Raw genomic sequence first — 25,953 nt, 5'->3', positions numbered from 1 at the left:
AACGTATGACAAGCTTTCATGCAAGTGATCGATTCATTTCTTCCTGCTGTCTTTGCATCTTTACGATTGCCCGTTTGATCGTCGTTTGCACTGTCGATTTTTTCACGCCGAGAAGATCGGCGATCCGTTCATAAGAAAAACATTCTACCTTATGCAGCAAAAACATTTCCTTTTCTCTGTCCGTTAACAGGGCTAATGCTTCTCGAATTCTCTCTCTGTCTTCTTCTGATACCTGTCCGTCCGGCTCAAACATCATAGCGCTGGAAAATGATTCGATGATTCTCGGGTCCTTGATCATCAGCCGCTGGTAGGCATCACGCCGGTCAATCGCCCGTCTGATGCCGGGCTGCCTTCCTTTTTCAAGCCACTCTGTTACATATTCAAGATCAGTAATCATATTTCTAATGATTTTTTTATCCTTCAGCTCTTCAGCTGAGAGCACGGATTCATCTGCCTCAGCGAGCGGTTTATATTGGTTTCTTGTTTGTTTGAGCGTTCGTTTATATTCAAATAGTAAGTCTTGCATTCTATGATCCTCCTCATTTTTGGCAAATAAAAAACGGACACCAATCAACGCACAAATGCTGTGCAGTTGATCAGTGTCCGCAGGCTTTCCGTCTTGGACGTATTCTGTTTTCGCTTTAATTTAATTTGTAGCCGATTTCAAATTCCACTCGGGCAAGGTCGCCCTTTCTTGTTTCGACGAGCGTTTTTCCATGCTCGGGCGCTTCTGTGATCCATGCTTCTTGCTTGATGCCGTCCACAATAATGACACGGATTTTCCCGTTCTCCAGCTGGCTCTCCAGCGTGATGGAATCAATATGCAGCAGTTTTTTAGGATGAATCATGTTTTATTTCCTCCCCTTTTCGGTGCAGCGCTTGCTTCAGCTTTTTCTAATAGCTGAATGATGCGCTCCTTTGAATGAATAGAATTCCCTTTCAGAAAATCAAGTGCTGCTTTAGACGCTTCCAGCAATTCAGGCGCAGCGGCCATCAAAGCGGCATTGCTTTTTTGCGAATAAGAGCTAAGGTCAAATACAGCGGCAATCAGCCGTCCGTTTGAATATGGGAATCTTTCTTTTTCTTCTTCACTGTAAGCTGAATAAATATAGATCGGTTTCGTATCCCCGCACGGGACAGCACGCCATGGCGCAGGGCTTTTCTCTGTCTGTTTTGTTTTTTCCAACACTTTCACTTCCCGTCGTCCTTATACCATTGTTCAATGTTTTTTTCTGTTCGCTTTGCCCGAAACAGCAAAGCGATTAGTGCAGTCAGCTGTTTAATCATAGATATTCAGCCTCGCTTTTCCCGCTGTCAGCATTTGCTCCAGCTTTTGAATGACAGGCGTTAAATCAGTGCCGGACCGGCAGTTCGGACATGGATGAAAAACGACTCCAATACCGGTATGTTCCACAATGACTTTCTTTGTTTGACAAAGCTTACACATTATCTGACGCCCTCCAATCTGTGGTTAAGCTCGTAGGCTGCTCCTTTGATAATCACTAAATAGTCACTGCACATCTCATAGATTCTCGTGCCGAGCGCTTCATCAACCCGTACAAGTGCTTCAATAGTCAGCTCGCTCGAAAGCAAAATCGGTTTATGATTTAAGTAGCGATAGTTGAGTACCGAATACATTTGCTCTAATTGCCAATCTGTAGCGCGGGGTTTGCCGTTAACCGGTTTAAACAGATCATCAATGAACAGCACATCCGCCTGCTTCATCCGGTTCAGCTTCGCTTCTAATAGGGCAAAATCATTTTTCAGATCAGTAAAGCCTTCCACGAACGGAAAATAAATGACAGGCACATAGCATGTTCTCATTAATTCGTTGGCAGCGGCAGTCAAAAGGTGTGTTTTCCCTGATCCGGGCTGTCCTAAAAGGGCAATGCTGTTTTTTCGGCAATCCTTGATTTGTTCATAATCGGCAACATACTCTTTTGTACACTCAAATGCGTCTTTTATGGCCTGCGGCTTTCCCTCCGTGCGGAATTCCTTGAAGCCGAGCTGTCTGAAAGCGTGGGTAATCTCACTTGCACCCAGCAGCCGCTTCACTTTCCGTTCTGCCATGCAGCTGCACATCGTCCAGACTTCCAGGCCATTCTGCCTGACGAGATAACCTCCCTGATCCTTGCAGCGCAGGCAATCATACCTGCTTGCGTCTGATTCGGCCGGTTTGTCCGCCAGTAATGGACGTCTCCCTCTTCTCAGCTCGTCCAAAATCTGTTCGATTGTTCGTTTTGTCATGTTTTTTCATCCTCTCATGCTGAATTGCGGCATTCTTTTTGGCTTGCTGCGCGAAAAATCGCTCTTCAATGAATTTCGAGCAGTAGCGAAAAGCCTTGATTGTTTCAGAAGCGGCGGTCCGCCGGTTTTCAAAAGCCTGAAAGCATTCTTCAAGCCATTTGATTGTTTGCGTGACAGGAACGCCGATGGCAACAATGCGGGCGATGGCTTGATAATCTCTTGAGGAAGGATACACGGTGCGTCCTTCTTGAGCCGACCGTAATTGTGTAAACCGCTTCGCAATGTGATCCACTGCATCATCAGCAGCAGTATATTTGTTTGTTTTATCTATATCTGTACGGTCGTTTGTGTCCGGTGTCTGCGGCGAAAATGGCCGTTCTTTTAGACTCCCGTGTACAGTATTGTCCGATCTGAAGCTGAATTTTTTGGAATACTTTACCGAAATCACCAGTCCGTATGGCGCACGGACGGCCTTTATGTAATCATGGTTTTCGAGAAGCTCCAGCCATCTTCTGACGGTTTTTTCACTTACGCCGAAGACTGCCGCCATTTCTCTCGCTTTTAACGGCTTATGGCCGAGTACGATGCCCCAGCTTACGCCGTCTTTTTCGATTTCTTTTGTTGTTGAGCTGATAAACCAGAGAAACAGCCATAGCGCCGGGCCGATTTTGTCATAATGTTCTGAATTCAATAACCCTGAATACGTCGGAAAAGGATAGCTTTTATCGTTTTTCATTGTACGCCGCTTCTCCTTTTAACATCATGTATGCTTGAAACTGTTCCTGCGTTTCAAAGTGAAACACTGGAAGGCCGCATGCGGTAAACGAAATGGTGCCGCCGGATTGTCCGAGATGGCGCTGATCTATGGGATTTTCACTAAAAACGATTTGGATCGGATACATGTGATCACTCTCCTGATCTTTTTTTGATACATTTTGTATCAGCTGTTACCAAGTATAAACGATACATTCTGTATCATCAAGTTATTTTTGATACTTTTTTTATCATAACTTTATTTTGATACATATTGTATCTATAATCATAAGTAACGTAGGGAGATTAAAAAAGAGAGGTCATAGTATGATAGGCGGCAGATTGAAGAGTCTCAGAGGGAAAAGGACACAGGAAGAAATCGCATCACACATCGGTGTGTCACGGGCACGATATTCCCACTATGAAAATGGGCGAAGCGAACCTGATTACGACACACTCCAAAAGCTGGCTGATTACTTTCAAGTAACGACTGATTACTTATTAACGGGGAAAGACAAAAAATCCGATAACGATATGTTCTCAGATCCGGACCTGCAGCTTGCATACCGCGATATGCAGGATTTTTCCCCAGAAAGCAAACAGCAGGCCATCGAATTTATCAACTATTTAAAAGAAAAAGAGAAAAACCGCAAACCGAAAAATAAATAAATCGTTCTCTGTTCTCTAAAACATATAAAAAGTAGACCGATATAAAGAAAAAAGTGTTTATTTTTAAAAGAAAAGGGAAAGATTTCTACACTACTTTCCAGTCCTATACGGGCTTTTCTTTCTCGCTAAAAACAGAACAAACGTTCGAAAGGGAGTATTCAATTGGGCGATTACTTATCACATCTGGAGGAATACGTTAAAAATTTATACGGCCGGCTGGGCATCACATCCCCTCATCACATTGACATGCTGAAAATCGCAAAGGATCTGGATATTTGGGTGCATTTTGAGGATATGGGGAGCATGATGGTGAAATACGACGGCATGTACAGTATCGTATTGAACCAAAAAAAGTCACGGGAAGAGCAATGGGAGGATTTTGGCCATGAACTGTGCCATGTGTTAAAGCATGCAGGCAATCATTTTCAGATGAACAAGCTCTTCAGAGAGCTTCAAGAATTCCAGGCAAATCAATTTATGTACCACTTCTGTGTGCCAACCTTTATGCTGTTGCAGATGGAACTGCCGCAATGGAGAAGCCAGGCACTCGCCACAATTGCGGCGGTATTCCGGGTAACAAAGGAATTTGCTGATAAAAGGCTTGACATGTTTGAACGGCGTAAAACAGGTATTCAATTTCAGAAGCGGCTCGCTTATTTATTATCTCACAAGCGGCCACATGCGTACGAGGAAGGCGATCAGCAGCACTTGCAGGTCGCTGAGGAAAAAGCGTTATATCATATTGGCAAAAACATCTGATCAAATACGGGCTAAGGATATATTCCTCAGCCCAGAAGAGAACCTAACATTTCGACATTGGGGGAACTGTATTATGCAGCCACATGGGCGCCGGTTTAAGATGAGGCGCAGATGCGAACGCAATCGGAGCCGGGATATACCTGAATTCACCCCGGCCGTCAAAGGCTTCCCCATGTGCCCATCTTCCTTGTGAGCTTTCATCCCCCCTGGAAAAGTTAAACAGGTCATAGGAGACTTCCTGCTTTTCGAGCTCACGCGGAAACGTCGTCGGGACGACAATATCCCGTTCTCTCTCCTCCAGCTCTTTAATGGCCGCGTACCACATATTTTGATGATAGGTATCCCTTGCAATCAAAAATGACAACATATCTCTTACCCCTGGATCATCGGTCATGGCATAAAGCCGTGTCACCTGAAGGCGTCCTTGGGCCTCCGCATTTAAGTTAGCGCGAAAATCGGCCAGCAGGTTTCCGCTTGAGATAATGTATTTTGCATTCCACGGATAGCCCTCACTATCTGATGCCATCGCCCCCAATCCGGACACAATCGCGTGCTGAGGATTCATCCCTGACATGACTGCTGCAATAGCGGGATTGCTTTTATAAGCATCCTCCTGTACATCCGCGGGTGCATTGTCCAGAAGTCTGGAAATCATCGTTGCCAGCATTTCTACGTGCCCAATCTCTTCGGTCCCCACATCATATAACAAATCTTTATACTTAGCATCCGCCCTGCAGTTAAACCCTTGAAACAAATACTGCATCATGACGCTAATTTCACCGAATTGGCCGCCGAGCACCTCTTGAAGTTTTTTCGCATAAACCGGATCAGGATGAGCTGGCTTTGCTTGATATTGAAGCTCTTTTATATGATAAAACATGAATCATTCCTCCCCACACTTTCGCACAACCCCAGCGTATGAAGGAATAGGCCCACCGTGCAGGTCCCGTCTAGTTTTATTTATAAAAGCCAAGCTTGACGGCTTCCACATATCGATCAAACAAATCGTTTTGTATGTAGCTTTTATCACGGCACCCAAAATTGCGGAATAGCGCGTTTCGCTGTGCCGTGCTTACCTCCAATTGCAGTCCCATTTCTCTTTTCGTCCGATTGACAATATTGCTTGGGTGTACACCTGCCAGGCGGTCTTTCTCATTAGTGAGCTCGGCGCTGAAACCCGCTTCATTCAGACGCTCACAAATGAGCTTGGCTTTTTTACGATCCGCCCCGCCGACCAATGTATGCGGGATTTTCGGATCATAATACCCGTGAAACGCTAATGCGTAATGGTGGTCATTCACTTTTTCTAAAGCCAGCGGCTCATCAAAACGAATGCTAGTGAGATGCAAGGAACGGTTGTTTCGCTGCTTTAGACCCTCAAACAAATAGATGGAACATCGATCCGAAAATGCCCGCACCAGTTCACTGACGCCAGGCTCAATTCTGCCGCCGTGAGGACCGAGGACGATAAGCTCACTTCCGTTTTTCTCCTCATAAATAATCCGGTACTCCGACTCAGAAGCAGAAAGGGCCGCAAAGCTGTCATACATATCTTCCATCTTGAACGCCCCCCTTTACCAGTCAGCACCAGTTTACTCTACTCATCTATGAATGAAAACCTTTTTTATAGTATGATTTGATAGAATACGCAGAGGAGGTATATGATGGGGTTTATTGATGGATTACTCGGCAATGCATCAACACTGTCAACGGCAGCTGTGAAAGAAGAGCTTGCCCATATTTTGCTGGAGGGTGAGAATGTTGAAGCCGCGTTTAAGCTGGTTCGCGATTTGATTGTCTTTACTGAAAAGCGGCTTATCCTTGTGGATAAACAGGGAATCACAGGCAAGAAAACGGAATTTCAATCGATTCCGTACAAAAGCATTTCCAGATTCAGCGTGGAAACCGCCGGCCGCTTTGATCTCGATTCAGAGCTGAAAATTTGGATCTCCGGCGCAGAACTTCCTGCCGTCTCAAAGCAGTTTAAAAAAGATGAGAGCATTTATGATATTCAAAAGGTGCTTGCCGCAGTTTGTATGTAAGATAAAAAGACGGAAGCTTCACAGCTTCCGTCTTTTCATTTACAGCTTTTCCTCCAGCTTCGCTTTCGTTTTCGGACCGTAAATCCCATCAGCCGTTAAACCGCTGACAGACTGAAAACGTTTCACTGCATTTGCTGTTTTCGGGCCATAAACGCCGTCAACGCCGTGATTTTCCGCTCCTTTATCAGGATAAAAATAAAGAGCGGCTAAAGCGGTCTGCACCTGCTTTACTTTTGTCCCTTTCGTCAGCGGGCTTGTCACTTTGATCACGCCGGATGGGAGCGGATATGAGGGTGCGGCATGGCTTTTAGAAGCAGATGCCGTCTGAGGCAGTTTGATCACTTGTCCGACTTTAATGTAATTCGGGTCAGTAATATGATTGATGCTTTGCAGCGTTTTCACACTGACTCCGTGTGATGCGGCAATCCCTGACAATGTGTCGCCTTTTTTCACATGATATACAGACGCTGAAGAAGAGACTGCAGCTTTTTTAGCTGATAAGCCCCCGTTTAATTCCTTTTCAATTGCCGCCTTCACTTGATCCCAGCGCCCCTCTGATAAAATGCGGTGCGGGCAATACTTTCCGTTCCAGTCCTGGTGCTTTCTCACACGATCGATGCCCCAGCCGCGCTCCTTCAAAAGCTGTGCAACAAATGAAATCGCCAAGGCTTCAGCTGCCTCATACTTCGGGCCTCCCGATTTGCTGTAGCAAATCTCAACGCCAATTGATTTGCGGTTTCCCGGACCGTTTGTGCCGTCACCTGTGTGCCAGGCGTTTCGGTTAAGTGGCAGACCTTGAATCACCTCTTTATCATCGACTGCAAAATGAAAGCTTGTCGAGCTTGTGTTCCCGATCATATAGCTGATTTCATTGGCCGCTGACGCATCGTTTGCCGTGTTATGAATGGTAATGTATTCAGCGGACATTGCATTAGGACACTTCAACGCGTATTTCGCCTCAGAAACCAAATTTTTCTTTACTGGAATGCTCACCTATCATCTCTCCTTTTCTTTTTTCATAAATAGGTGGCATTCGTAGGACGAAAAGCTCATATCATCTATCACCGTAATATGGATAAATGTGTTAAACTGAAGTTCATGGAGGGTCTGAATATGTATACATATTTAATGCTGACAATGAGAACGGAGAAATTTAATCAGGAGCATGTTGCTGGGCACTATGAATTTCTGGATCGTTTACAGGCAGAAAAGCGTTTAAAAATGTTTGGGCCATTCAGCGACGCCACAGGCGGAGCGTATGTCATCGAAGCAGGTTCACTGGAAGAGGCAGCGGAAATCGGGCATGCGGATCCGCTGGTGGCAAGTGGATCTTCTGAGCTGACGATAAAAGAATGGAAGCTGAAGAAATAAAAAAGACCCCTAAGGGTCTTTTTTATGCATCATGTTTGATTGCGTGCCGCAATATGAAATGTTTTCCCTTCTGTGTTTGCTGTTTCACCTGCATGAACCATCACCTGAGTAAAGCTGAACCCGACCGCAACGAGCAACAAACCTGACATCCATTTAGATTTCATATAAACAATCTCCTCTCTGGATTTGTTTTTGTGCGTGCACCATTTTCTCATAAAATGAAAGTGCTTTTTCGGGCTGTCCGTTTTCTATATAGAATTGGGCAGCATCATGCGCCAGCTCTTCAATATAAGGATACAGCATATGTTCTTCAAGAAATTGAAAGGTGTGTGAGACCGATTCTGTGTCAATGTTTTTTCCGTATAACGCATGTAAAAATTGAAAAAGCTCCACAAATAATTCATCACTGTATTGACGGGCGATTTCCAATCCTTCACGATACTTTTTTTGCGCTTCGGCGTCATTTTTTTGTTTATACAGAACTTGTGTTAAAGAGTAGATAGAATGCGGAAGATTATCGAACTTTTCCGACTTGCAAATAGAAACAGATTTCTCAAAGTATTCGGCTGCCTTTTGCAGTTCACCCATTTTCTCATAGCAGTTTCCGAGATTATATAGGGCGGAACTGATCAGGCGGGGATTGCCTTCTTTCTTTGCAAGATCTAAAGCCAGTTCTAAGTGGGGCAATGCTCTTTCTGGATACTGCATATCATCATAATTACCTGCAATAACGAATTCACATTGGATTCTGCGGACGGTGTACGTTTCATACATTTGGTATGTTTCTAATGCCTGAACGGCGTAGCTCATCGAAACATAGGTTTGTTTTAAATTGTAAAAAATCTCAGCCATTTTAAAAGCAAACTCTGCTTTCTCAATATCATCCGAGACGAGGGCAAGATTCTTTTCTGCCCGTTTATAATACATCATGGCACTGACAAACATCTTCTGCTTAAATTCATACATTCCTCGAAAAAAGTTAAAGTAATATTCGAGAAGCCCTGTCAGCTTGTACTGATTCCCTTCGATGTCTTCTAACAATTCTGAAAACTCTAGCTGCGACGTGTCCTCTCCAAAAGGCTTAATGTAATCCAGCATGACACGGTGCCTGAACTCCATTAAAGAATAATACAGCAGCAAATCTTGGTCTTCTTCCATATCCTCAATTTCTCTTTCTACTTCGAGCTTGACCCGTTCGGCTTCAGCGACGTGGAACTGCCGGATATGAGTATACCATTCATTAATTTTAAGCCCGACATAAGAGGACGGAATCGTCTGCTTCATCCTCAATTAATCCCCCCTTTTTGAATTACCCGAGATATGTCATATTTTATCATATTTGCAAGAAAAAGAAGAACGCAAAATAACCGCAATTGTCGAATTTCGGCTAACCGCAACAAAAAAGCACGGGTTTTTCAAACACCCGTGCTTTCTTTTAGTGAAAACCGACTTTGTTTCTTTCCATCCAGCTTCCCCGCTGGCTTTTTCTTTGCTCTCCTGTCATGTCTTTCACCATGGTTTCAATATGATGATTCCCTTCTTGGTGCCATTGAAGGGCTGAAGATACATATAATTCTCCCAGCTGTGCAAAGGAAAAGCCTTCTGTAAGTTTTGCGGCGTTTTTTATTTCTCCTTCACTCAAAAAGATGCCAAAGCCTCTCATTTTCATATATTCCAGCCGCAGCTCTTCATCCGGAAGCCCGATTTCATAGGCACGGTCAAATCGCCCTGCACGATTCATCAAACCTGGATCGATCTCTTCGGGATAGTTTGTCGTACCGATGAGAAATAGCCCCTCTTTTGATGTCGCGCCGTCCAGCGTATTGAGAAAAAAGGACCGCACATCTTCCGGCATCGAATCTATATCCTCGATGACCAGAACTGCAGGAGCGAGGCGTCTCGCTGCCTGAAAGACTTCTTCTATTGTCTCGCTCGACGTAAATTCAGTAATTTGCCAATAAGCAACAGGTGCATCGATACTGCCTGCGATCGACTTCACTAACGTCGTCTTTCCGTTTCCAGGAGGTCCATATAACAGAATGCCGCGCTTATAAGGGATGTCATATGTTTGATAAAACGATTTATCACTATGAAAAAACTGATCAATTGATCTGTATATCTCTTTTTTCAATAGCGGATTCATGATGACATGACTCCGCTGAACCTCTCTGACAATAGCTTCCTGCTCTCTTGAAGTCCCTCCATCTCCATCCGTAAACACGGTCACTTTCCGCTTGCTTTTTTCCCAAAGACGCGGTCTGACTCCCTCCAGAAATGCACGCATCTTTTCATCGTTAACCGCAAACAGACAATCAAAACTCATAATGCTCCCATCTTGAAAATATGGAATTCTGGCAAAAGCAACTCCCTTTTCAGGATACGCGTATACACTGTTTCTTATAGACTTATGGACGGTATAATCCGGTTCTTTCTCATCTTCATCGTAAGCAAAGGTTTTCTTTTCAAGCTTTTCAAATATATATGCCACATGCTCAGGCTCCAATGAACCGCTGCGGACATCTTCTACAAGAAGCTCCCAGTATTCCGTATTTGGATCATCACTGGCATAGAGCTCATAGAATACACCGTATTGATCATAAAGCGTTTCTTCAATCCGTGTGATAAGGTAACCGAAAGTGCCGTAGCCCGCCGCAGCTCTTTCATTCTCTTTTTCTTCGTACTGATAAATGAAAGGTATGTTAGTCATGTTTATACTCCATTTCATGTTTTGTGAACGTTATATATACGATTGACATAGCATTTTGTTTCATCCCACAGCATATTACTTGTGAATTCATAACCGTTGATATAGGATTTCATTGCACCATTTATTTTTACATATGGAGGAGATCATAATGAGCCAATCCAATCAAATTGTCAGCCATTTTTTATCCCATCGAAACGTGACCAATGAGCTTGCCGAAAAAATCAGCAAAGACCACTACAGCTACAAACCGGCAGAAACATCAATGTCAGCAGAAGAGCTGGTCAAACACATTCTTACGTCTTTCCACTTGTTCGCAAATGTCATTAAGGAAGGCAATGCCTCACCATTTCAAAACAAGCAGGTGGAAACAGAAACAGATCTCAATGTTCTGGCAAAAACATATACAGAAAAAACGGTCGCTATCCTTGAACAGCTGACTGAAGAGCAGCTGGACAGAGAAATTGATCTGACATCCGCTTTCGGCAGAAAAGTCACAGGCCGCGCGCTGCTTCAGCTTGCAATGGAGCATGAAATTCACCATAAAGGCAACCTGTTCGTGTATGTGCGGGAAATGGGCCACACTGAGCTTCCTTTCTATCAGCAGCGCATGTAGCGTAAACAAGAAAAAAGATACCTGTTAAGAGGTATCTTTTTTTTGTGCCTTTAGTACTTCTCGATTTCGTCCAGACACTCATTATAGGGCAAATGAATAGAGATATTGAGCATACCAAAATTTCAAGCAGCTAACGTGCAAAAATTCAAAAAATTTAATTGATTAACGCGTCCTAATCATATATAATCTGATAAAAATAGTCGGGTTTTCAGGAGGCCTTTATCATGAGTGTAAGCATCATATTGATGGGTTTGTTTGTCGGAGCCTTAGTCGGATTGACGGGAGTGGGTGGAGCGGCCTTATTAACTCCCCTTTTAATTGTGCTTGGAATTAATCCTTCCATCGCGGTCGGTACAGATCTTGTATATAACTCGATCACAAAGCTGTTTGGCGTTGCCTCCCATTGGCGGCAGAAAACGATTAACTTTAAATTGGTAAAATACTTAGCCATCGGCAGTATTCCGAGTGCTTCGCTAGCCATTGGCATATTGCATTTGTTCCCCGCCTTTCACCAGCATCAGGAAGAAATTATTAAGCACGCTCTAGGATATGTGTTAACGCTGGTTGCCATTTCAATCATCGTTCGTTTGTTTTTGGATAGAAAACTTCGTCCCAACCGCTGGCAGCTGATGCCGCTTGAAAATAAGCGGGCGCTGACAATTCTTATTGGTGTTGTGTTTGGGTTTATCGTCGGATTAACATCAATCGGTTCCGGCTCATTATTTGCAATTGCCATGATTTACTTATTTAACATGAAAGCGTCACAGATTGTCGGAACCGATATCGCGCATGCATTTCTTCTTGTTACGGCAGCAGGCATTTTGAACGCAAGCTTCGGAAGCGTGGATTACATGCTGGCAGCTAATCTGCTCCTCGGTTCAATTCCCGGCGTACTGATCGGGAGCCATCTTTCGCCTCGATTCTCCCCGCGTCCGCTGCAATTTATTATGGCGTCCATTATTTTAGTCAGCGGTTTAAAATTGATTTAATGAAGAAGGCTATCCGCTTGAAGGATAGCCTTTTCTTATTATAGCGTCACACCCGATTTAAAAATGGCGAGTTCTCTGAAATCATTTTTTTCATGGTTCACAAGCTGGCCGCTTGCCACCTCAACCATATAATGGATAAACTCACGCAGCACATATTCCTCATGAACATCATCCTCTGCTAAAAGGCCTGCGTTAAAATCAATCCAATGCGGCTTCGCTTCATACAGCTCGGTGTTTGTCGCTACTTTCACCGTCGGGACAAAGGTGCCAAACGGCGTGCCTCTCCCCGTTGTAAAGAGGACAATTTGGCAGCCGGCAGCCGCCAATGCGGAGGAGGCGATCAAATCATTGCCTGGCGCGCTCAAAAGCGTCAGCCCTTTTGTCTTGAGCACTTCCCCGTATTTCAAGACATCCGTGACAGGAGAAATCCCCGCTTTTTGCGTACAGCCCAGGGATTTATCCTCAAGTGTAGAAATGCCGCCCGCTTTGTTGCCCGGTGAAGGATTTTCGTACACCGGCTGATCATGTTTAATAAAGTATTGTTTGAAATCATTGATTAAATCGACTATCTTATGAAACACTTCTTCATTGGCAGCCCGCTGGATCAGGATGGTTTCTGCGCCGAACATTTCCGGTACTTCCGTCAGCACAGTACTCCCTCCCTGTGCAATGAGATAATCTGAAAAACGTCCAAGCAGCGGGTTTGCGGTTATGCCGGAAAAACCGTCCGAACCTCCGCATTTCAGCCCGATCTTCAGTTCAGACAGCGGAATGTCTTCTCTCTTATCTCCTTTGGCCGCTTCATGAATTTCCTTCAGCAAAGCAACGCCTGCCTCCATTTCGTCGGTCACCGACTGGGATTCCAGAAACTTCACCCGCTTCAAGTTCACATCTTGCAGTGCTTCCTTCATTCTTGCCAGCTCATTGTTTTCACAGCCAAGCCCTAACACCAAGACGCCGCCGGCATTTGGATGGCGAATGGCATTCAGCAGGATCTGCTTCGTATTTTCATGATCGTCGCCAAGCTGCGAGCATCCGTATTGATGCTTTAACACCAGTACGTTATCAAATGGAGCAATATCCCCTGTTTCTCTGACAAAACGCTGCAGCATTTTTTCTGCTATTCCATTGACACAGCCGACAGTTGGGACAATCCACAATTCATTCCGTACACCCGCATCTCCGTTTTCTCTTCTAAAACCTTTAAACGTCCGGTTCTCATTAGAATACGGATTTTCATCAAATCTCGGTGTATAGCTGTATGATTGGATATCAGACAGGTTTGTTTTCGTATTATGGACATGAATATGCTCTCCGATCGAGATATCTTGTGATGCATGCCCAATTGGAAACCCGTACTTGATGATGCTGTCATTTTCTTTAATAAGCTGCAATGCAATCTTGTGGCCTCTTTTTATATCATCCTTTACTTCAAGCGACACGCCGTAAGCATGCAGCCTCTCTCCCTTTTGAATATCCCGCAGAGCAAGAAGGACATTATCTTGCTTATGAATCTTTATAAACGACTTCAACGTACCTCTCCCCCTTGTATGCAGTATTGTTCAAGAGCCCTCTGCATGCCCAGCTCATGAATATGATTCAAGTAAACAGCGACTCTATCAGTCAGCTTCGGTATCTCATTGAGATCTGCCCCCCACAGCCGCTGTTCGCCTAACACTCTTGATGCAATCCGAAGCATGTCGCCATCCTCCTGACACCAAACCTCTTTGAAAAATTGAAGAACTGCCGGATCATCCTGCAATGTCTCGTTATCATGATAAAAATACAGAAGAGCGCTGAAAGAAAACACCAAGCGTTCAGGAAGCTGTCCCTTTTGTTCAGCATATTCCTTAAGAGTCGGCAGGTTTCTCGTTTTGAATTTGGAAATGGCGTTCAATGCAATGCTTTCCAGGTAATGCTTAATATACGGGTTTTTAAAACGGTTCAGCACATCGTCAGCATACTGAGAAAGACCTTCCATTTTTAAAACAGGAAGAATTTCGTCATCAATCAGCTCTCTTATAAATCGCCCCACTTCCGGATGCTCGACTGCATCCCTAACAGTCTTCAAGCCGTATAATAAAGCCACTGGCGTCATTGCTGTATGAGCGCCATTTAAAATTCTTACTTTTTTAGTCCGGTATGGGGTGAGGTCGCTGACGATCTTTGTATGCAGCCCTGCAGCCGCAAAGGGAAGTTCTTTTCCAATCCAATCAGGCCCCTCGATAACCCACAAATAATATTGCTCTCCCACAACTATCAAATCATCCTGATAGCCAAGATCTGCCGTGATCTCATCAATGCTGTCGACGGGAAAACCCGGAACAATCCGGTCTACTAAACTATTACAAAATGTATTGGCCTCATGAATCCACTGTGTAAATCCTTCCTCCAGCTTCCACAGATGTGCATAATGAAGAACCGTTTCCCTCAGCTTTTCACCGTTATTCTCGATCAGTTCACATGGGATCAGGACACACCCTTTTGTCTGATCTCCTTTAAAAGCCTGATAGCGAAAGTAAAGAAATGCAGTTAATTTCCCAGGGAATGTTTTTTGCGGCCTATCCTCTAAACGATCTTTTTCATCACATACAATCCCAGCCTCAGTGGTGTTGGAGATAATAAACCGAAGCCTTTCGCTTGATGCCAATTCTTTGTATGCTTCATAATCAGAAAACAGGTCAATTCCCCGGCTGATTGAGTTGATAATCATATGCTCGTTTACCGCTTCTCCGTCTTTCATTCCTTGTAAAAAAAGTGTATATAATCCATCTTGCTCATTTAATCGTTTGATTTTTTCTGAGCCTCTTGGCTGGACAACTGCCACGCTCCCATTAAAATCAGTGTGTTGATTCAATTGATCAATCTGCCAATCGATAAATCCCCGAAGAAAGTTTCCTTCTCCGAATTGGAGAATTTTTTCTGGATACTGAGTATAGTGATCGTACACATTTTTATTCAGCTTCTGCACCCTTATTGCCTCCCTCTCACTTTATGCACACGTTAACATTTTTCTGTATAAAGAATGCCCGCTGAAAAACGGGACATCACGTCGTCAATCGTCTGACTGAATCACGCACCATAAATTCTGTGTTTTCCAAGATTTTTTCTGCTTTTGTTTCGGGCTCGCTGATCAGCGACAAGAGTTTTTGCGCACCGAGCACGCTTATTTTCTCCACTGGGCGCTTTACTGTTGAAAGCCTTGGCGTGATGTACTGTGAAAACCCAATATCATCAAACCCGATCACCGAAATATCATCAGGAACGCGCAGGCCCTTTGCGAATATCGCATTCATCGCTCCGATTGCCATGTCATCATTCGAACAAAAAACAGCGGTTGGAGGATTCGGCAGTGCCAGCAGCCGCTCCATCGCTTGAAAGCCGCTTTCCATATCGTACTGTCCTTTGACACTGTATTCATGCTTGATCGGAATATGATGTTGAATCAGTGCGGATAAGTACCCTTCCTTTCGCTGCTGGGAGGATTTAAAGCCTTCGATCCCCTCGATGATGGCGATGTCTTGATGTCCGGACTGAATGAAGTATTCTACAGCTTCTTGAGAGCCTTCCTTGTCATTGGACAAAATATTCGTGATGGTACGATCATCAATATCACGATTCAGCACGACAAGCGGAATGTTTTTTTCGCGAATATGGTAAATAAAAGAATTATCAATGTCACTTTGGCTCATTAAAATGATGCCGTCATATCTCATCGGTGTAACGGAGTCATAGTTTTTCAGATCATCAATGCCGCGCACATACAGATTGTAATCCTCACTTATGGCTTGATTGACGCCTTTGATAGTGTCTGCAAAGAAGCTGTGTGAGGTTCCGTTTGTAATGCTTGTAAAGAATAGCCCGATCGTATGCGACTTTTGCATCGCCAGACTTTTCGCATTTACATTTGGTGTATAGTTGAGCTGCTCTGCTAGCTCTAATATTTTTTTCTTCGTATGTTCTTTGATGTAAGGGCTGTTGTTGAGTGCTCTGGAAACAGTAGTGTGGGATACGTTTGCGAGTTTTGCGATATCTTTTATGGTTACCATCTAATTCCCTTCCTTATCATACCGGCTGCGATTATTTACTGTATATTGTATCATCAAACATACCGCCTCTCCCACTATATTTCCAGATTAATAAGACACAGGATTCTCAGCTTCTGTTCCCGCTGGCTTACCAATGATTGGACGGACAAAACGAATCACAGCAAGTGAAGCGAAGACAGCCAGCCCACCGGCAAGCAAAAATGCTCCAGAAAACGTGCCTGTTTGGTCAACAATAAATCCGGTTAAAGCCGGGCCGATAATTCCTGCCGTGTTGGCGAGGAAATGCATGAAGCCGCCAACAGAACCGACATTGTTTTGATCAACCACATCTTGAATGACAGCCCAATAGATAGCACCGGTCAAATAAAGAAAGAACACTGACAGAGCGACAAGAGTGACAGCCCCCGCAGTCGTTGCCACAAGCCCGGCAAAACCAATCAGGACAGCTGATGAAAACAAACACGTGACAAGCACAACCTTGCGCGAGAACAGCACACCTTTTCGGGCCGTTTTTTTGTACACATAGTCAGAAACAAATCCCCCCGCAGCCAGCCCGATAAATCCTAAAATCCACGGTATGACCGTGATGACACTCATCGATTCAACACTTAATCCCCGCTCGTCGACAAGATAGCTCGGAAACCATGTCAAAAAGAAGAAGAGGATGTAGTTGTAAGCGAAAAAAGCGAACGCCGTGAACAGGACTGTTTTTTGCTTCAGGTAAAAGGTGAGCGGAATTTTTTCTCCGGGAGACGTTTCTGCTTTTATTGCCGGTGCTTCCTTGATCGTCTCTTGCGGCTTTTCTTTGACAAACTTGAACCAGAGCACTGCCCATATCAATCCAATAATCATAATGAGAACGAAGGATACCTTCCAGCTGAACGCCACTGCGATCATGCCGACTATCGGGCCGGAAATGGCTCCCCCGAGGGGCGTGCCGCTGTTGGTTACACCGATAACGGACGCCCGCTGGGTCGGCGGGAACCAGTTGTTCACCATCTTGTTGATGGTCGCCGAAAGCGGGCCTTCTCCCATTCCGAAGAGAATGCGTATAATCAGCAGGCTGACAAAGCCAAAAGCGAGGGCGACTGCTCCGCTAAACAGCGACCAAACAACCATCGCGACAAACAAGGTCAGCTTTGCCCCATAGCGGTCGGATGCCACGCCCCCAAGAAAATTAAAAATGGCATAACCTATCGAAAAACTGCTGAAAATCAAGCCCATTTGTGTGGCAGACAATGTGAGATCATCCTGAATAAAAGGAGCTGCAATGGAAAGCGCCGAGCGATCCAGGTAATTAATCACCCCTGCCAGGAACAAAAAAAGGATAACGGGAAGCTTATCTTTTGAAAACATCTCAACCTCACCCCTATGTTGGTTCAGTTTCTGTTGCACCGCTTTCGTTACACACCTGAATAAGCCATAAATCCTCCATCGACAGGAACGGTGATCCCAGTGACAAAACCGGAATAGGATTCATCCGCCAGCCAAAGGAGCGTACCGAGCAAATCCTCCGGTTTTCCGAAGCGCTTCATCGGTGTTCCCGCAATAATTTTGTGAGATCGGCTGGTGAACGTTCCGTCTTGGTTGATCAGCAGATCATGATTTTGTTTTGTCAGAAAGAAGCCTGGGGCAATCGCATTGACCCGCAGCCCGGTTTCGGCAAAATGAACAGCCATCCACATCGTAAAATTATTGATGGATGCTTTCGCAGCACTGTATGCCGGAACCTTCGTCATAGGTGAATAAGCACTCATGGAAGAAAGGTTGATGATCGCGGGTGAATCCGCCTTCAGCAGTTCTTTACCAAACACTTGCGAGGCCAGAAACGCACCGGTGAAATTGGTGGAGAATACAGTTAGAAAGCCCCTCTCATCCATATCAAAAAAGGATTGGCCTTCTCCCGCTTCTTCATATGTCTCCACATCGGTTATCGCGTCAGGATGATTGCCGCCAGCCCCGTTAATTAACAGATCAACAGCGCCAAATTGGCCAAGGATGTCTTCCTTTGCCCGCTCCAGTGACATCCTGTCCAGCACATCCGCAGCAACAGCGCACGCTGTGCCGCCAGCCGCCGTTATCTCCTTCACGACCGCTTGGCCTTTTTCAGCCGTCCGATTCAATATCGCCACCTTCATGCCATGACGGGCTAGCTCCCGTGCCATCGCAGAGCAAAGCACGCCGCTGCCGCCAGTGATGACAGCCGTTTTACCAGTCAGGTTCTCATGCAGCGGGATCATACGCCCACCTCTTTTTTTGCCATTGCTTCATAGGCGTCCCACAGCCCGTTCAAATACATGATGCCAAGTGCCCGATCGTATAAGCCATATCCCGGGCGGCATTGCTCGCCCCAAAGATGGCGCCCATGATCCGGTCTGACATATCCTTCGTAATCCTGCTTATGCAGTTCTTCCATCACGCCTTGAATGTTGATCGAACCATCCTTTGTTAAATGAGATGTTTCAATAAAATCGCCATTCTCATAAATTTTCACATTGCGAATATGTGAAAATGGAGCGATGCCGGCATACGTTTTAGCGATCTCCACCATGTCGTTAGCGGGATTGGCTCCCATTGAACCTGTACAAAAGGTGATACAATTAGACGGTGAATCTGATATCGCCCGCAGCTTCTTATAGCTTGCCTCTCCTGTGATAATGCGCGGCAGTCCGAAAATCGGCCACGGCGGGTCATCCGGATGAATGGCCATTTGAACACCATAGGCCTCAGCAACAGGAAGAATTTCCTGCAAAAAGAATGATAAATTGTCCCATAGCTTTTCTTCATCGACCGTTCTGTAGGCAGCAAAAAGCTCTTTGATCCGAGCCAATTTTTCGGGCTCCCACCCCGGCAGTGTCATGTCGGATGCTTCCTCCACCGTCCGAATCAGCTCTTGAGGATCAAGGCTTTCCACCTTGGCCTTTTCAAAAAACAGAGCGGTCGATCCATCTTCTAGCGGCCGGAACATGTCCGTGCGTGTCCAATCAAAAACCGGCATAAAATTATAGCAGATCACTTTCACGCCAAATCCGGCAAGGTTGCGGATCGTTTGCTTGTAGTTTTCAATATACCGGCCGCGTTCTTCGTTCCCAAGTTTAATCGCTTCGTGAACATTCACGCTTTCTACAACTTCAGCATGAAAACCATAGGATTGAATATATTCAGTCTCGGCTCTGATTTCTTCTTTTTCCCACACGTCGCCGACGGGCTTTTGATGGAGAGACCAAACGATGCCTTTGACACCGGGAATTTGCTTCACGTGTTCAAGTGTGACTGTATCGTTGCCTCGTCCATACCATCGGAATGTCATATTCATGCTCGCACCTCCGGATTCAGTCATTTAATCAAACGTGATGACGGCTTTCCGCACCTGATCTGGATGCTCCTTAATAAACTGAAATGCATGATGAACGTCATCAACTGAAAATGTATGGGTCACCAGCCCGTTATGCATTAACCGGCCTCCATTCAAAAGCTCTACCACTTTTGGAAACTGATTGGTCTGCAATCGGGATCCGGTTATCGTGACTTCTTTTTTTGTAATTGGCAGCTGAGAAATCTGAGCCGCTCTTTCATCAAATCCAAGCACAACCACATGTCCCGCCGGTGACACAGCCTCAATTGAAAGTGCAAAAGTCTCCGGCAGGCAAACAGCATCAATGACCACGTTTGCTCCTTCATTCCCAGTCCATTCAAGGACCCGCTCGGCAACATGTTCTGCTTGGACATTTACAACAGCATCGGCGCCGTTTTCTTTCGCAAATGCCAGCCGCTCGTTGTTCAAGTCAGTCATCATGACAGCAGCGCCCGCCAGTTTTGCCATTTTTAACACACAGATCCCGATGGGCCCCGCTCCCTGGATCAGGACGGTATCACCTTTTTCCACCTGGCCTCTCCACACTGCCTGGGCGCCTATCGTATAAGGCTCGGCCATGACTGCTTCCTCCCAAGGCAAGTCCTTTGAGACCGCGTGAAGCTGTCTTTCCGGAAGCACAATATATTCCCGCATGCCTCCGTCCTCATGTACGCCAAATACAGAAAGCTTGGCGCAAACATTCGGCCGCCCTTTGCGGCAGGCATAGCACGATCCGCAATAAGAAATCGGCTCAATCACCACATGATCACCGGGTTTTAGGCTCTGTACATTCGCACCAACTGCCTCCACTTGTCCCGTTACCTCGTGTCCGATGACTCTCGGGAGGGTAGCGAGCGGATTCGTTCCATGATAAATGTGCATGTCTGAACCGCAAATGCCGACTCGCTTGACTTTCACGAGCACTTCATCATCCTTTGAAAGAACTGGCTTCTTCACCTCCGCTGTCACCAGATCATACGCTTTTCGCACTTGAACCGCTTTCATTTTTCTCACCTGCTTTTTAAGAATTCATACACGCTCCGGACGATAGAAATTCCGTTTTTCTTATTTCTTTCTTCATGCAGCTGCTCGATCTCGCCGGGCACATACACTCTTTCGAATCCAACAGCCGGCGGTGATTGCTGCAGTTCATCAATCATGTCATCCATCTGCTCTAAAAACGTATCCCAGTCAGTAAAAAAGGCTGGATTGATCGCGCAAACGTAATGCCCCAGCTTTCTTTTTTGATCAAGGCCGCTGTACATTTTGGCAATATGAGGACCAAAAGCCGCGCCCGCCAGCAATCCGGAAAACACATCCACTACAATCGATAGTCCATAGCCTTTCGGGCCGCCGAATGTTGAAAGTGAGACGACCTTGTCAGGATCAGTTACTGCTTCTCCGTTTTCATCGACTCCCCATCCTTCAGGAATTTCATTGCCCTCTTCACGGGCCTGCAGAATCTTCCCAAAAGCCACTTTGGATGTCGCCATATCTAGGATAAACGGTTTTTTATGCTTAGCCGGAACACCGTAAGCAATCGGATTTGTCCCTAAAAAAGGAGTCCTCCCCCCAAACGGGACAACGATACTGTCTGTATGCGTCATTGCCATTCCGATCAGCTTTTTGTCAGCCGCTTTTTGCACAAAATAGCTTAGCGCTCCGCAATGGCTGCTGTTTACGGCCGTGACCATGCCGACTCCGTTTTTCTTCGCCATGTCAATTGCATGGTCCATCGCCATGTCGCAATTCACATGACCGAAACCATCGTCTCCGTCAAGCACCCCGGTCACAGGCCCCGTTTCTTTAAAAACAGGCTGTGCCCCAGGATTGATCCCTCCCGCTAAAAGCCTGTTCACATAGTGTTCTGTGCGCAGCACGCCATGCGAATGTACATTGCGCAAATCAGCGTGCACGAGAACATCTGCTACTTTTTCAGCATCTCGTTCATTCAAACCGGCACCGGCCAGCTTTTGTCGAACGAGTTCCTTTGCTTCTTCAGATGCAATTGTTATCGTTTTCAAGCAAGTGCCTCCTTCCTTTTCAGTTTTTTGGGCACTCTCCTAGCGAAACCCCTACAAACACATTTTATTTACAAATTATTTTAAATATTCTCTATATTATATTGTCAGCTCTTTTGATGAAGATCCTGAACGATCTGAGCATGCTGCTTGTCTGTGAGTTTATAAAGAAAGCCGATAATGATCATCGCTAATGCCAAAGCAATTGCCGGATACAGAAGAAGCAGCGCTTTGATGCCAATCAGCGCCTGTGCTGTCTGGACTGCATTCGGCACATAGCCGATAATCCCCAAACCGATCCCCGAGAGAAAGCCAGACAAAGATTGAGCAAGCTTTCTTGAGAAATTGAAAAGTGAATATGTCGTTGCTTCCTTCCGTTCACCGGATTTCCATTCGCCATAGTCGATAATATCGGAGACAAGAGCCCACGTGATGCCATTTGGGATACTGATTCCGATAAAGGCGATACTGGCGAGAATTGTAAACACATAAACGTTAGATGGAAGCATAAAGTTGATCAGATCCGCGGCCACACTGATGCCAAAGCCGATCATTGCCGTTCGTTTCTTTCCAAACATCTTGACGAGCTTTGGAAGGAATACGACGCCCAAAAAGGAAGAACCAATAATGATGAAGTTCATATAAGCCATTAATTCAACATTGCCCAAGTTATATTGTGCGAAATAGACGAGCATGGCGGATTTAATGTTGTATGCGGAAATTGAAAAAATCGTCATCAGGACAAGGGTTAACAGCGGTTTATTTGTAATAAATGTTTTGACGACAGATGAGAGTGTTAATTTTTCTTTGGGTGCTTCCGATATGATAATGCGCTCTTTGCAGTTGCGGTAGCAAATATAAAACCAAAACACACCGAGCGCGGCGAACAAGCCCATGACCACCGGGTAGCCGACCTTCGGATTATCAAACTTGACGAGCAGCGGCATCACGGCCACACTTGTGATAAACAAGGCGCCAAGTGATCCGATTTGGCGGAACGTCGAAATGGAGGTCCGGTCCTCAGAATTTTGAGTCATCGCTGCCCCTAATGAGCCGTACGGAATATTCACAAACGAATAGCCGATGCCCCAAATCATATAGGATGCATATGCATATATCAGTTTTCCGGTCGTTGATACATTGGGAGACAGAAAAATAAGAACAGTAAGCACCGCAAGCACGATGCTGCCGATTAATAGATAAGGCCTGAATTTCCCCCGTTTGCCAATGTTTTTGCGATAATCGATTGATGAGCCGACAATTGGATCTGTTATCGCTGCAAACAGCTTACTGACTAAAAAAATGCCGCCGGCCATCGCAGCGGGGATTCCCGCTACATCAGTGAAATACTTCAATAAATAAATCTGGCCGAGATCAAACATAAAACCGTTGCCAAAATCACCAAAACCATAGGACATTTTCTCTTTCAATGAAAGCCTTTTTTCCGTTTCGACCGACACAACCTTATTTGCCAGTTCAGTTCGCATGTTCCACCTCTGTGTCTTAAGAATTTTCGGATAGTGATCCGCTCAGCGATGCTGAGCGGATACTTTGTTACACGTTTGCTTTCTCTTCTTGAAATTGAAAGTAGTGTTTCGCATTGTCATAGCAAATCCCCTGAACGATGCTTCCCAGAAGCTCCATATCGCGTGGCACTTCGCCGTTTTCCACCCATTCTCCAATCAAATTGCAGACGATCCGCCTGAAATATTCGTGGCGCGTATACGAAAGAAAGCTTCTGGAATCGGTGAGCATGCCGATAAAACGGCTGAAAAGGCCAACATTTGATAACGCTTTCATTTGGTCGAGCATCCCGTCTTTAGTATCGTTAAACCACCAGGCTGTGCCGAATTGTATTTTTCCTGGGGTAATACCGTCCTGAAAACTGTTGATCATGCTGGCGATGACATAGTTATCATTTGGATTCAGTGAATATAAAATCGTTTTCGGCAGCTGGTTCTTCATCTCAACTGAGTTCAACAGCTTGTATAAAGGCTTAGCAATTTCTTCATCGTTCATTGAATCATACCCTGTATCAGGTCCGAGCCTTTTCATCATTTTTGTATTCGTGTTTCTTAAAGCGTTGATATGAAACTGCATCGCCCAATCGAGCTCCGCATACAAACCGCAAAGAAACTGAAGCGTATATGTCTTAAATTTCTTCTCATCTTCACAAGAAACCTCTGTTCCTTGTAATCTGTCAGAAAAAATCCGTCCAGCTTCTTCTTTTGTTGTTTCGGCAAATACCATTGAATCTATCGCGTGATCAGAAACTCTGCCGCCGGCTGAGTGGAAGAATCGCACTCGTTTTTCCAACGCCTTTAAAAACTCATCATAGGTTGCAATGGATATGGCGGCGGCATCTTCAAGCGCCTGCACCCACTCAGGAAAGCCTTCACGATTGATCTCAAGCCCTTTATCCGGCCGAAATCCAGGCAGCACGCTGACAGGAAAGTCTTTGTCTTCTCTTAATAATAGATGGTATTCAAGAGAATCGACAGGATCATCAGTTGTGCAAACGACCTTTACATTTGATTTTACGATTAAATCCCTTGCCCCGAAGCCTTCCCCTTGGAGCAGTTTATTTGTCTGTTTCCATATAGCCGGCCCGGACTTCTCGTTTAAAATCTCATAAATGCCAAAAAAACGCTGCAATTCTAAGTGAGTCCAGTTGTAGAGCGGGTTGCCAATCGCCATCGGCACGGTTTTCGCCCAAGCCATAAATTTCTCCTCATCAGGCGCATCTCCGGTAATGTATGTCTCCTCAATTCCATTGGCTCTCATGATGCGCCATTTATAATGGTCACCATACAGCCAGGCTTCCGTGATGTTTTGAAATGTCTTATTTTCATAGATTTCTTTCGGACTTAAGTGGCAGTGGTAATCAATAATTGGCATGTCTTTCGCATAATTGTGATAGAGGCTGACAGCGGTTTCATTTTTCAATAAAAAGTTTTCGCCCATGAAGGGATCCATGTCCTCACCGTCTTTCATTCTATTTCAAAATGTTAACGTTAACATTTTGATTTGTTTTTATTTTACCTTTATATTCCTCTGGGTTCAATCTCTTTTTTGAAAATAAAATGTTAACGTTGGCATATAAACAAAAAAAAGACATTGCCAGAAAGCACTCGGAAAGGAATGCTTTTGGCAATGCCAGATTCATTAAAAGGATTAGTAAGCCAGGCTGAAAAGTCCTTTAATATGTGTCAAATATCGTACATTACTTGCTTCTTTCATCAAGGAAGCAGGAAGACCTTTAAGCGGTGTAGAATTAGCACCAATGATGGCAACCGCGTCTTTGCGTCCAAGGCTTGCAAGTGTACCAGAGTTTACTGGCTTGAATGTTTCAAGCGTTTTGCCTTCTAGGTAAGCGAATAGGTTGTAACCGATCAGCTCACCCATTTGCCATGCGATTTGTGCAGTTGGCGGGTATGGACGGCCGTCTGGACCGAAGTAAACTGCGCTGTCTCCAGCAACGAATACATCTTCATGAGATGTAGATTGCAGGAAGTCATTTACAGTCGCGCGTCCGCGGTTCACTTCTAGGCCTGATTCACCGACTAATGGGTTACCTTGTACGCCGCCAGTCCAAACAAATGTGTTGGCAACAACTTTAGATCCGTCTTTCAGATCGATTACGTTTCCTTCTACATTTGTAACAGGAAGACCTGTTAAGAACTCAACGCCGCGTTTTTCAAGGCTTGCAGTCGCACGCTCGATAAGATCATCCGGAAGAACAGGAAGGATCTTCGGACCTGCTTCAACAAGTTTCAATTTGATTTCTTTATGGTCTACGCCGTATTTTTTCGCAAGGTTCGGCATGATGTCAGCAAGCTCACCAACAAGCTCAACACCTGTTAAGCCGCCTCCGCCGATAAGGATTGTTGCATCTGCTTCGTTTTTCGTTTTAGAGTACTCGCGCACACGATCTTCAACATGTTGGAAGACTTTGTTTGCATCGGCAGCAGATTTCAATACCATGCTGTTTTCTTCAAGACCTGGGATGCCGAAGTAAGCCGTTACAGAACCAAGACCTACAACAAGCGCATCGTAAGTTAATGTAGAACCGTCAGCAAGCGCAACTTCTTTTTTATCAACAGAGAAAGAGCTTACTTCCGCAATTTTAAGATCAATGTCTTTGCCTTTGAAAAGTTTTTCTAATGGCATTGCAACCGCTTTTTCAGACACGTTTCCTGCAGCAAGGCGGTGTAATTCCGTAATGATTTGGTGAGTTGGGTATTTGTTTACCACTGTCACGCGTGCTTGTTCTTTTGTGTAATGTTTGCGAACTGTTAGAGCAGAAAGAACTCCGCCATAACCAGCGCCTAGAATGACAATATGTTTTGACATCGTATATCCTCCGTCCTTTATATCA

At 45.1% G+C, this 25,953-nt stretch carries 30 protein-coding genes; 6 read left to right on the top strand and 24 right to left on the bottom strand.

The genetic code is table 11. The features are described 5' to 3' along the window. Positions 1-16 precede the first annotated feature (16 nt). From NST79_RS06980 to NST79_RS06950, 7 genes are all read right to left on the bottom strand, one after another. Positions 17-526 carry a sigma-70 family RNA polymerase sigma factor gene (locus tag NST79_RS06980; protein WP_024572595.1) on the bottom strand — a complete coding sequence of 170 codons (510 nt, stop codon included), beginning with the start codon at positions 524-526 and terminating at the stop codon, positions 17-19. Positions 527-641: 115 nt separating this feature from the next. Then, positions 642-848 carry a phage-like element PBSX protein XtrA gene (gene xtrA, locus NST79_RS06975; protein WP_015252285.1) on the bottom strand — a complete coding sequence of 69 codons (207 nt, stop codon included), beginning with the start codon at positions 846-848 and terminating at the stop codon, positions 642-644. After that, positions 845-1,195 carry a phage-like element PBSX protein XkdD gene (gene xkdD, locus NST79_RS06970; protein ID WP_212059176.1) on the bottom strand — a complete coding sequence of 117 codons (351 nt, stop codon included), beginning with the start codon at positions 1,193-1,195 and terminating at the stop codon, positions 845-847. Before xkdD ends, xtrA begins: the two co-directional genes overlap by 4 nt. 84 nt (positions 1,196-1,279) lie before the next feature. Further along, a complete protein-coding gene (locus NST79_RS06965; protein WP_003245588.1) occupies positions 1,280-1,447 on the bottom strand; it encodes a hypothetical protein in 168 nt (55 codons plus the stop codon). Then, entirely contained in the window at positions 1,447-2,247 is an 801-nt protein-coding gene (locus tag NST79_RS06960; protein ID WP_015252287.1) for an ATP-binding protein, read from the bottom strand. Before NST79_RS06960 ends, NST79_RS06965 begins: the two co-directional genes overlap by 1 nt. Further along, a complete protein-coding gene (locus tag NST79_RS06955) occupies positions 2,147-2,983 on the bottom strand; it encodes a phage portal protein (protein WP_212059174.1) in 837 nt (278 codons plus the stop codon). The genes NST79_RS06960 and NST79_RS06955 overlap by 101 nt, the downstream gene beginning before the upstream one ends. After that, a complete protein-coding gene (locus NST79_RS06950; RefSeq protein ID WP_003232712.1) occupies positions 2,970-3,149 on the bottom strand; it encodes a hypothetical protein in 180 nt (59 codons plus the stop codon). The genes NST79_RS06955 and NST79_RS06950 overlap by 14 nt, the downstream gene beginning before the upstream one ends. A gap of 178 nt (positions 3,150-3,327) precedes the next feature. On the opposite strand from NST79_RS06950, the gene xre reads away from it, so the two are divergent. Both xre and NST79_RS06940 read left to right on the top strand, forming a co-directional pair. Then, positions 3,328-3,669 carry an HTH-type transcriptional regulator Xre gene (gene xre / locus NST79_RS06945; protein WP_212059172.1) on the top strand — a complete coding sequence of 114 codons (342 nt, stop codon included), beginning with the start codon at positions 3,328-3,330 and terminating at the stop codon, positions 3,667-3,669. Positions 3,670-3,831: 162 nt separating this feature from the next. Beyond that, complete coding sequence (locus NST79_RS06940) at positions 3,832-4,428, top strand: ImmA/IrrE family metallo-endopeptidase (RefSeq protein WP_212059165.1); 597 nt, start codon at positions 3,832-3,834, stop codon at positions 4,426-4,428. A 43-nt stretch (positions 4,429-4,471) separates the two neighbouring features. Here the strand turns inward: NST79_RS06940 and NST79_RS06935 are convergent, their stop codons facing one another. Continuing rightward, complete coding sequence (locus NST79_RS06935; RefSeq protein ID WP_003245071.1) at positions 4,472-5,308, bottom strand: manganese catalase family protein; 837 nt, start codon at positions 5,306-5,308, stop codon at positions 4,472-4,474. A 76-nt stretch (positions 5,309-5,384) separates the two neighbouring features. After that, the gene (locus NST79_RS06930) at positions 5,385-5,987 is read right to left on the bottom strand and encodes a poly-gamma-glutamate hydrolase family protein (RefSeq protein ID WP_041344770.1); all 603 of its coding nucleotides are present in this window, start codon (positions 5,985-5,987) and stop codon (positions 5,385-5,387) included. A gap of 105 nt (positions 5,988-6,092) precedes the next feature. Here NST79_RS06930 and NST79_RS06925 point away from each other — a divergent pair, with 105 nt between their 5' ends. Beyond that, positions 6,093-6,470 carry a PH domain-containing protein gene (locus NST79_RS06925; RefSeq protein ID WP_015715726.1) on the top strand — a complete coding sequence of 126 codons (378 nt, stop codon included), beginning with the start codon at positions 6,093-6,095 and terminating at the stop codon, positions 6,468-6,470. 39 nt (positions 6,471-6,509) lie between these two features. Here NST79_RS06925 and NST79_RS06920 read toward each other — a convergent pair whose 3' ends face one another. Beyond that, positions 6,510-7,463 (bottom strand): N-acetylmuramoyl-L-alanine amidase, encoded by a 954-nt coding sequence (locus NST79_RS06920; protein WP_212059163.1) that lies wholly within the window; start codon positions 7,461-7,463, stop codon positions 6,510-6,512. Between the two features lie 120 nt (positions 7,464-7,583). Between NST79_RS06920 and NST79_RS06915 the strand changes: the two genes are divergently transcribed. Then, the gene (locus tag NST79_RS06915; RefSeq protein ID WP_024572656.1) at positions 7,584-7,841 is read left to right on the top strand and encodes a YciI family protein; all 258 of its coding nucleotides are present in this window, start codon (positions 7,584-7,586) and stop codon (positions 7,839-7,841) included. Positions 7,842-7,870: 29 nt separating this feature from the next. Here NST79_RS06915 and phrA read toward each other — a convergent pair whose 3' ends face one another. From phrA to yjoB, 3 genes are all read right to left on the bottom strand, one after another. Further along, positions 7,871-8,005: a phosphatase RapA inhibitor PhrA gene (phrA, locus tag NST79_RS06910; protein ID WP_003245487.1), complete on the bottom strand. Its 135-nt coding sequence runs from the start codon at positions 8,003-8,005 to the stop codon at positions 7,871-7,873. Continuing rightward, positions 7,995-9,131 carry a response regulator aspartate phosphatase RapA gene (gene rapA, locus NST79_RS06905; RefSeq protein ID WP_015252291.1) on the bottom strand — a complete coding sequence of 379 codons (1,137 nt, stop codon included), beginning with the start codon at positions 9,129-9,131 and terminating at the stop codon, positions 7,995-7,997. The genes phrA and rapA overlap by 11 nt, the downstream gene beginning before the upstream one ends. Before the next feature lie 145 nt (positions 9,132-9,276). Next, positions 9,277-10,548, bottom strand: coding sequence for an AAA family ATPase (yjoB, locus tag NST79_RS06900; protein ID WP_212059155.1), 1,272 nt, complete (start codon positions 10,546-10,548; stop codon positions 9,277-9,279). Between the two features lie 148 nt (positions 10,549-10,696). On the opposite strand from yjoB, the gene NST79_RS06895 reads away from it, so the two are divergent. Together NST79_RS06895 and NST79_RS06890 are read left to right on the top strand one after the other, a co-directional pair. Next, positions 10,697-11,161: a DinB family protein gene (locus NST79_RS06895; protein WP_076457809.1), complete on the top strand. Its 465-nt coding sequence runs from the start codon at positions 10,697-10,699 to the stop codon at positions 11,159-11,161. A gap of 224 nt (positions 11,162-11,385) precedes the next feature. Further along, positions 11,386-12,150 carry a sulfite exporter TauE/SafE family protein gene (locus tag NST79_RS06890; RefSeq protein ID WP_003245643.1) on the top strand — a complete coding sequence of 255 codons (765 nt, stop codon included), beginning with the start codon at positions 11,386-11,388 and terminating at the stop codon, positions 12,148-12,150. Positions 12,151-12,188: 38 nt separating this feature from the next. Here the strand turns inward: NST79_RS06890 and NST79_RS06885 are convergent, their stop codons facing one another. From NST79_RS06885 to NST79_RS06835, 11 genes are all read right to left on the bottom strand, one after another. Further along, complete coding sequence (locus NST79_RS06885) at positions 12,189-13,682, bottom strand: altronate dehydratase family protein (protein ID WP_212059150.1); 1,494 nt, start codon at positions 13,680-13,682, stop codon at positions 12,189-12,191. Beyond that, complete coding sequence (locus tag NST79_RS06880; RefSeq protein WP_003245710.1) at positions 13,679-15,121, bottom strand: tagaturonate reductase; 1,443 nt, start codon at positions 15,119-15,121, stop codon at positions 13,679-13,681. The genes NST79_RS06885 and NST79_RS06880 overlap by 4 nt, the downstream gene beginning before the upstream one ends. Positions 15,122-15,197: 76 nt before the next feature. Next, a complete protein-coding gene (locus NST79_RS06875; protein ID WP_003244946.1) occupies positions 15,198-16,199 on the bottom strand; it encodes a LacI family DNA-binding transcriptional regulator in 1,002 nt (333 codons plus the stop codon). A gap of 87 nt (positions 16,200-16,286) precedes the next feature. Beyond that, positions 16,287-17,555, bottom strand: a complete 1,269-nt coding sequence (locus tag NST79_RS06870) for an MFS transporter (protein WP_003245531.1) — start codon at positions 17,553-17,555, stop codon at positions 16,287-16,289. A 47-nt stretch (positions 17,556-17,602) separates the two neighbouring features. Continuing rightward, positions 17,603-18,439: an SDR family oxidoreductase gene (locus NST79_RS06865; protein ID WP_003232752.1), complete on the bottom strand. Its 837-nt coding sequence runs from the start codon at positions 18,437-18,439 to the stop codon at positions 17,603-17,605. Then, the gene (gene uxuA / locus NST79_RS06860; protein ID WP_212059148.1) at positions 18,436-19,515 is read right to left on the bottom strand and encodes a mannonate dehydratase; all 1,080 of its coding nucleotides are present in this window, start codon (positions 19,513-19,515) and stop codon (positions 18,436-18,438) included. The genes NST79_RS06865 and uxuA overlap by 4 nt, the downstream gene beginning before the upstream one ends. A 24-nt stretch (positions 19,516-19,539) precedes the next feature. Further along, complete coding sequence (locus NST79_RS06855; protein WP_003245542.1) at positions 19,540-20,559, bottom strand: zinc-binding alcohol dehydrogenase family protein; 1,020 nt, start codon at positions 20,557-20,559, stop codon at positions 19,540-19,542. 5 nt (positions 20,560-20,564) lie between these two features. Then, positions 20,565-21,578, bottom strand: coding sequence for an ureidoglycolate dehydrogenase (gene allD, locus NST79_RS06850; protein WP_116315585.1), 1,014 nt, complete (start codon positions 21,576-21,578; stop codon positions 20,565-20,567). 104 nt (positions 21,579-21,682) lie between these two features. After that, positions 21,683-23,062: an MFS transporter gene (locus tag NST79_RS06845; RefSeq protein WP_212059146.1), complete on the bottom strand. Its 1,380-nt coding sequence runs from the start codon at positions 23,060-23,062 to the stop codon at positions 21,683-21,685. A 67-nt stretch (positions 23,063-23,129) separates the two neighbouring features. Further along, positions 23,130-24,551, bottom strand: a complete 1,422-nt coding sequence (gene uxaC, locus NST79_RS06840) for a glucuronate isomerase (protein ID WP_212059144.1) — start codon at positions 24,549-24,551, stop codon at positions 23,130-23,132. A gap of 198 nt (positions 24,552-24,749) precedes the next feature. Beyond that, positions 24,750-25,928 carry an FAD-dependent oxidoreductase gene (locus NST79_RS06835; protein ID WP_003232765.1) on the bottom strand — a complete coding sequence of 393 codons (1,179 nt, stop codon included), beginning with the start codon at positions 25,926-25,928 and terminating at the stop codon, positions 24,750-24,752. Between the last annotated feature and the right edge of the window lie 25 nt (positions 25,929-25,953).

The organism is Bacillus sp. PS196, from assembly GCF_037963555.1.
Classification (GTDB): Bacteria; Bacillota; Bacilli; order Bacillales; family Bacillaceae; genus Bacillus; species Bacillus subtilis.
Note: the sequence above shows the minus strand (reverse complement) of the source record. Positions and strands in the feature narration are given on the sequence as shown.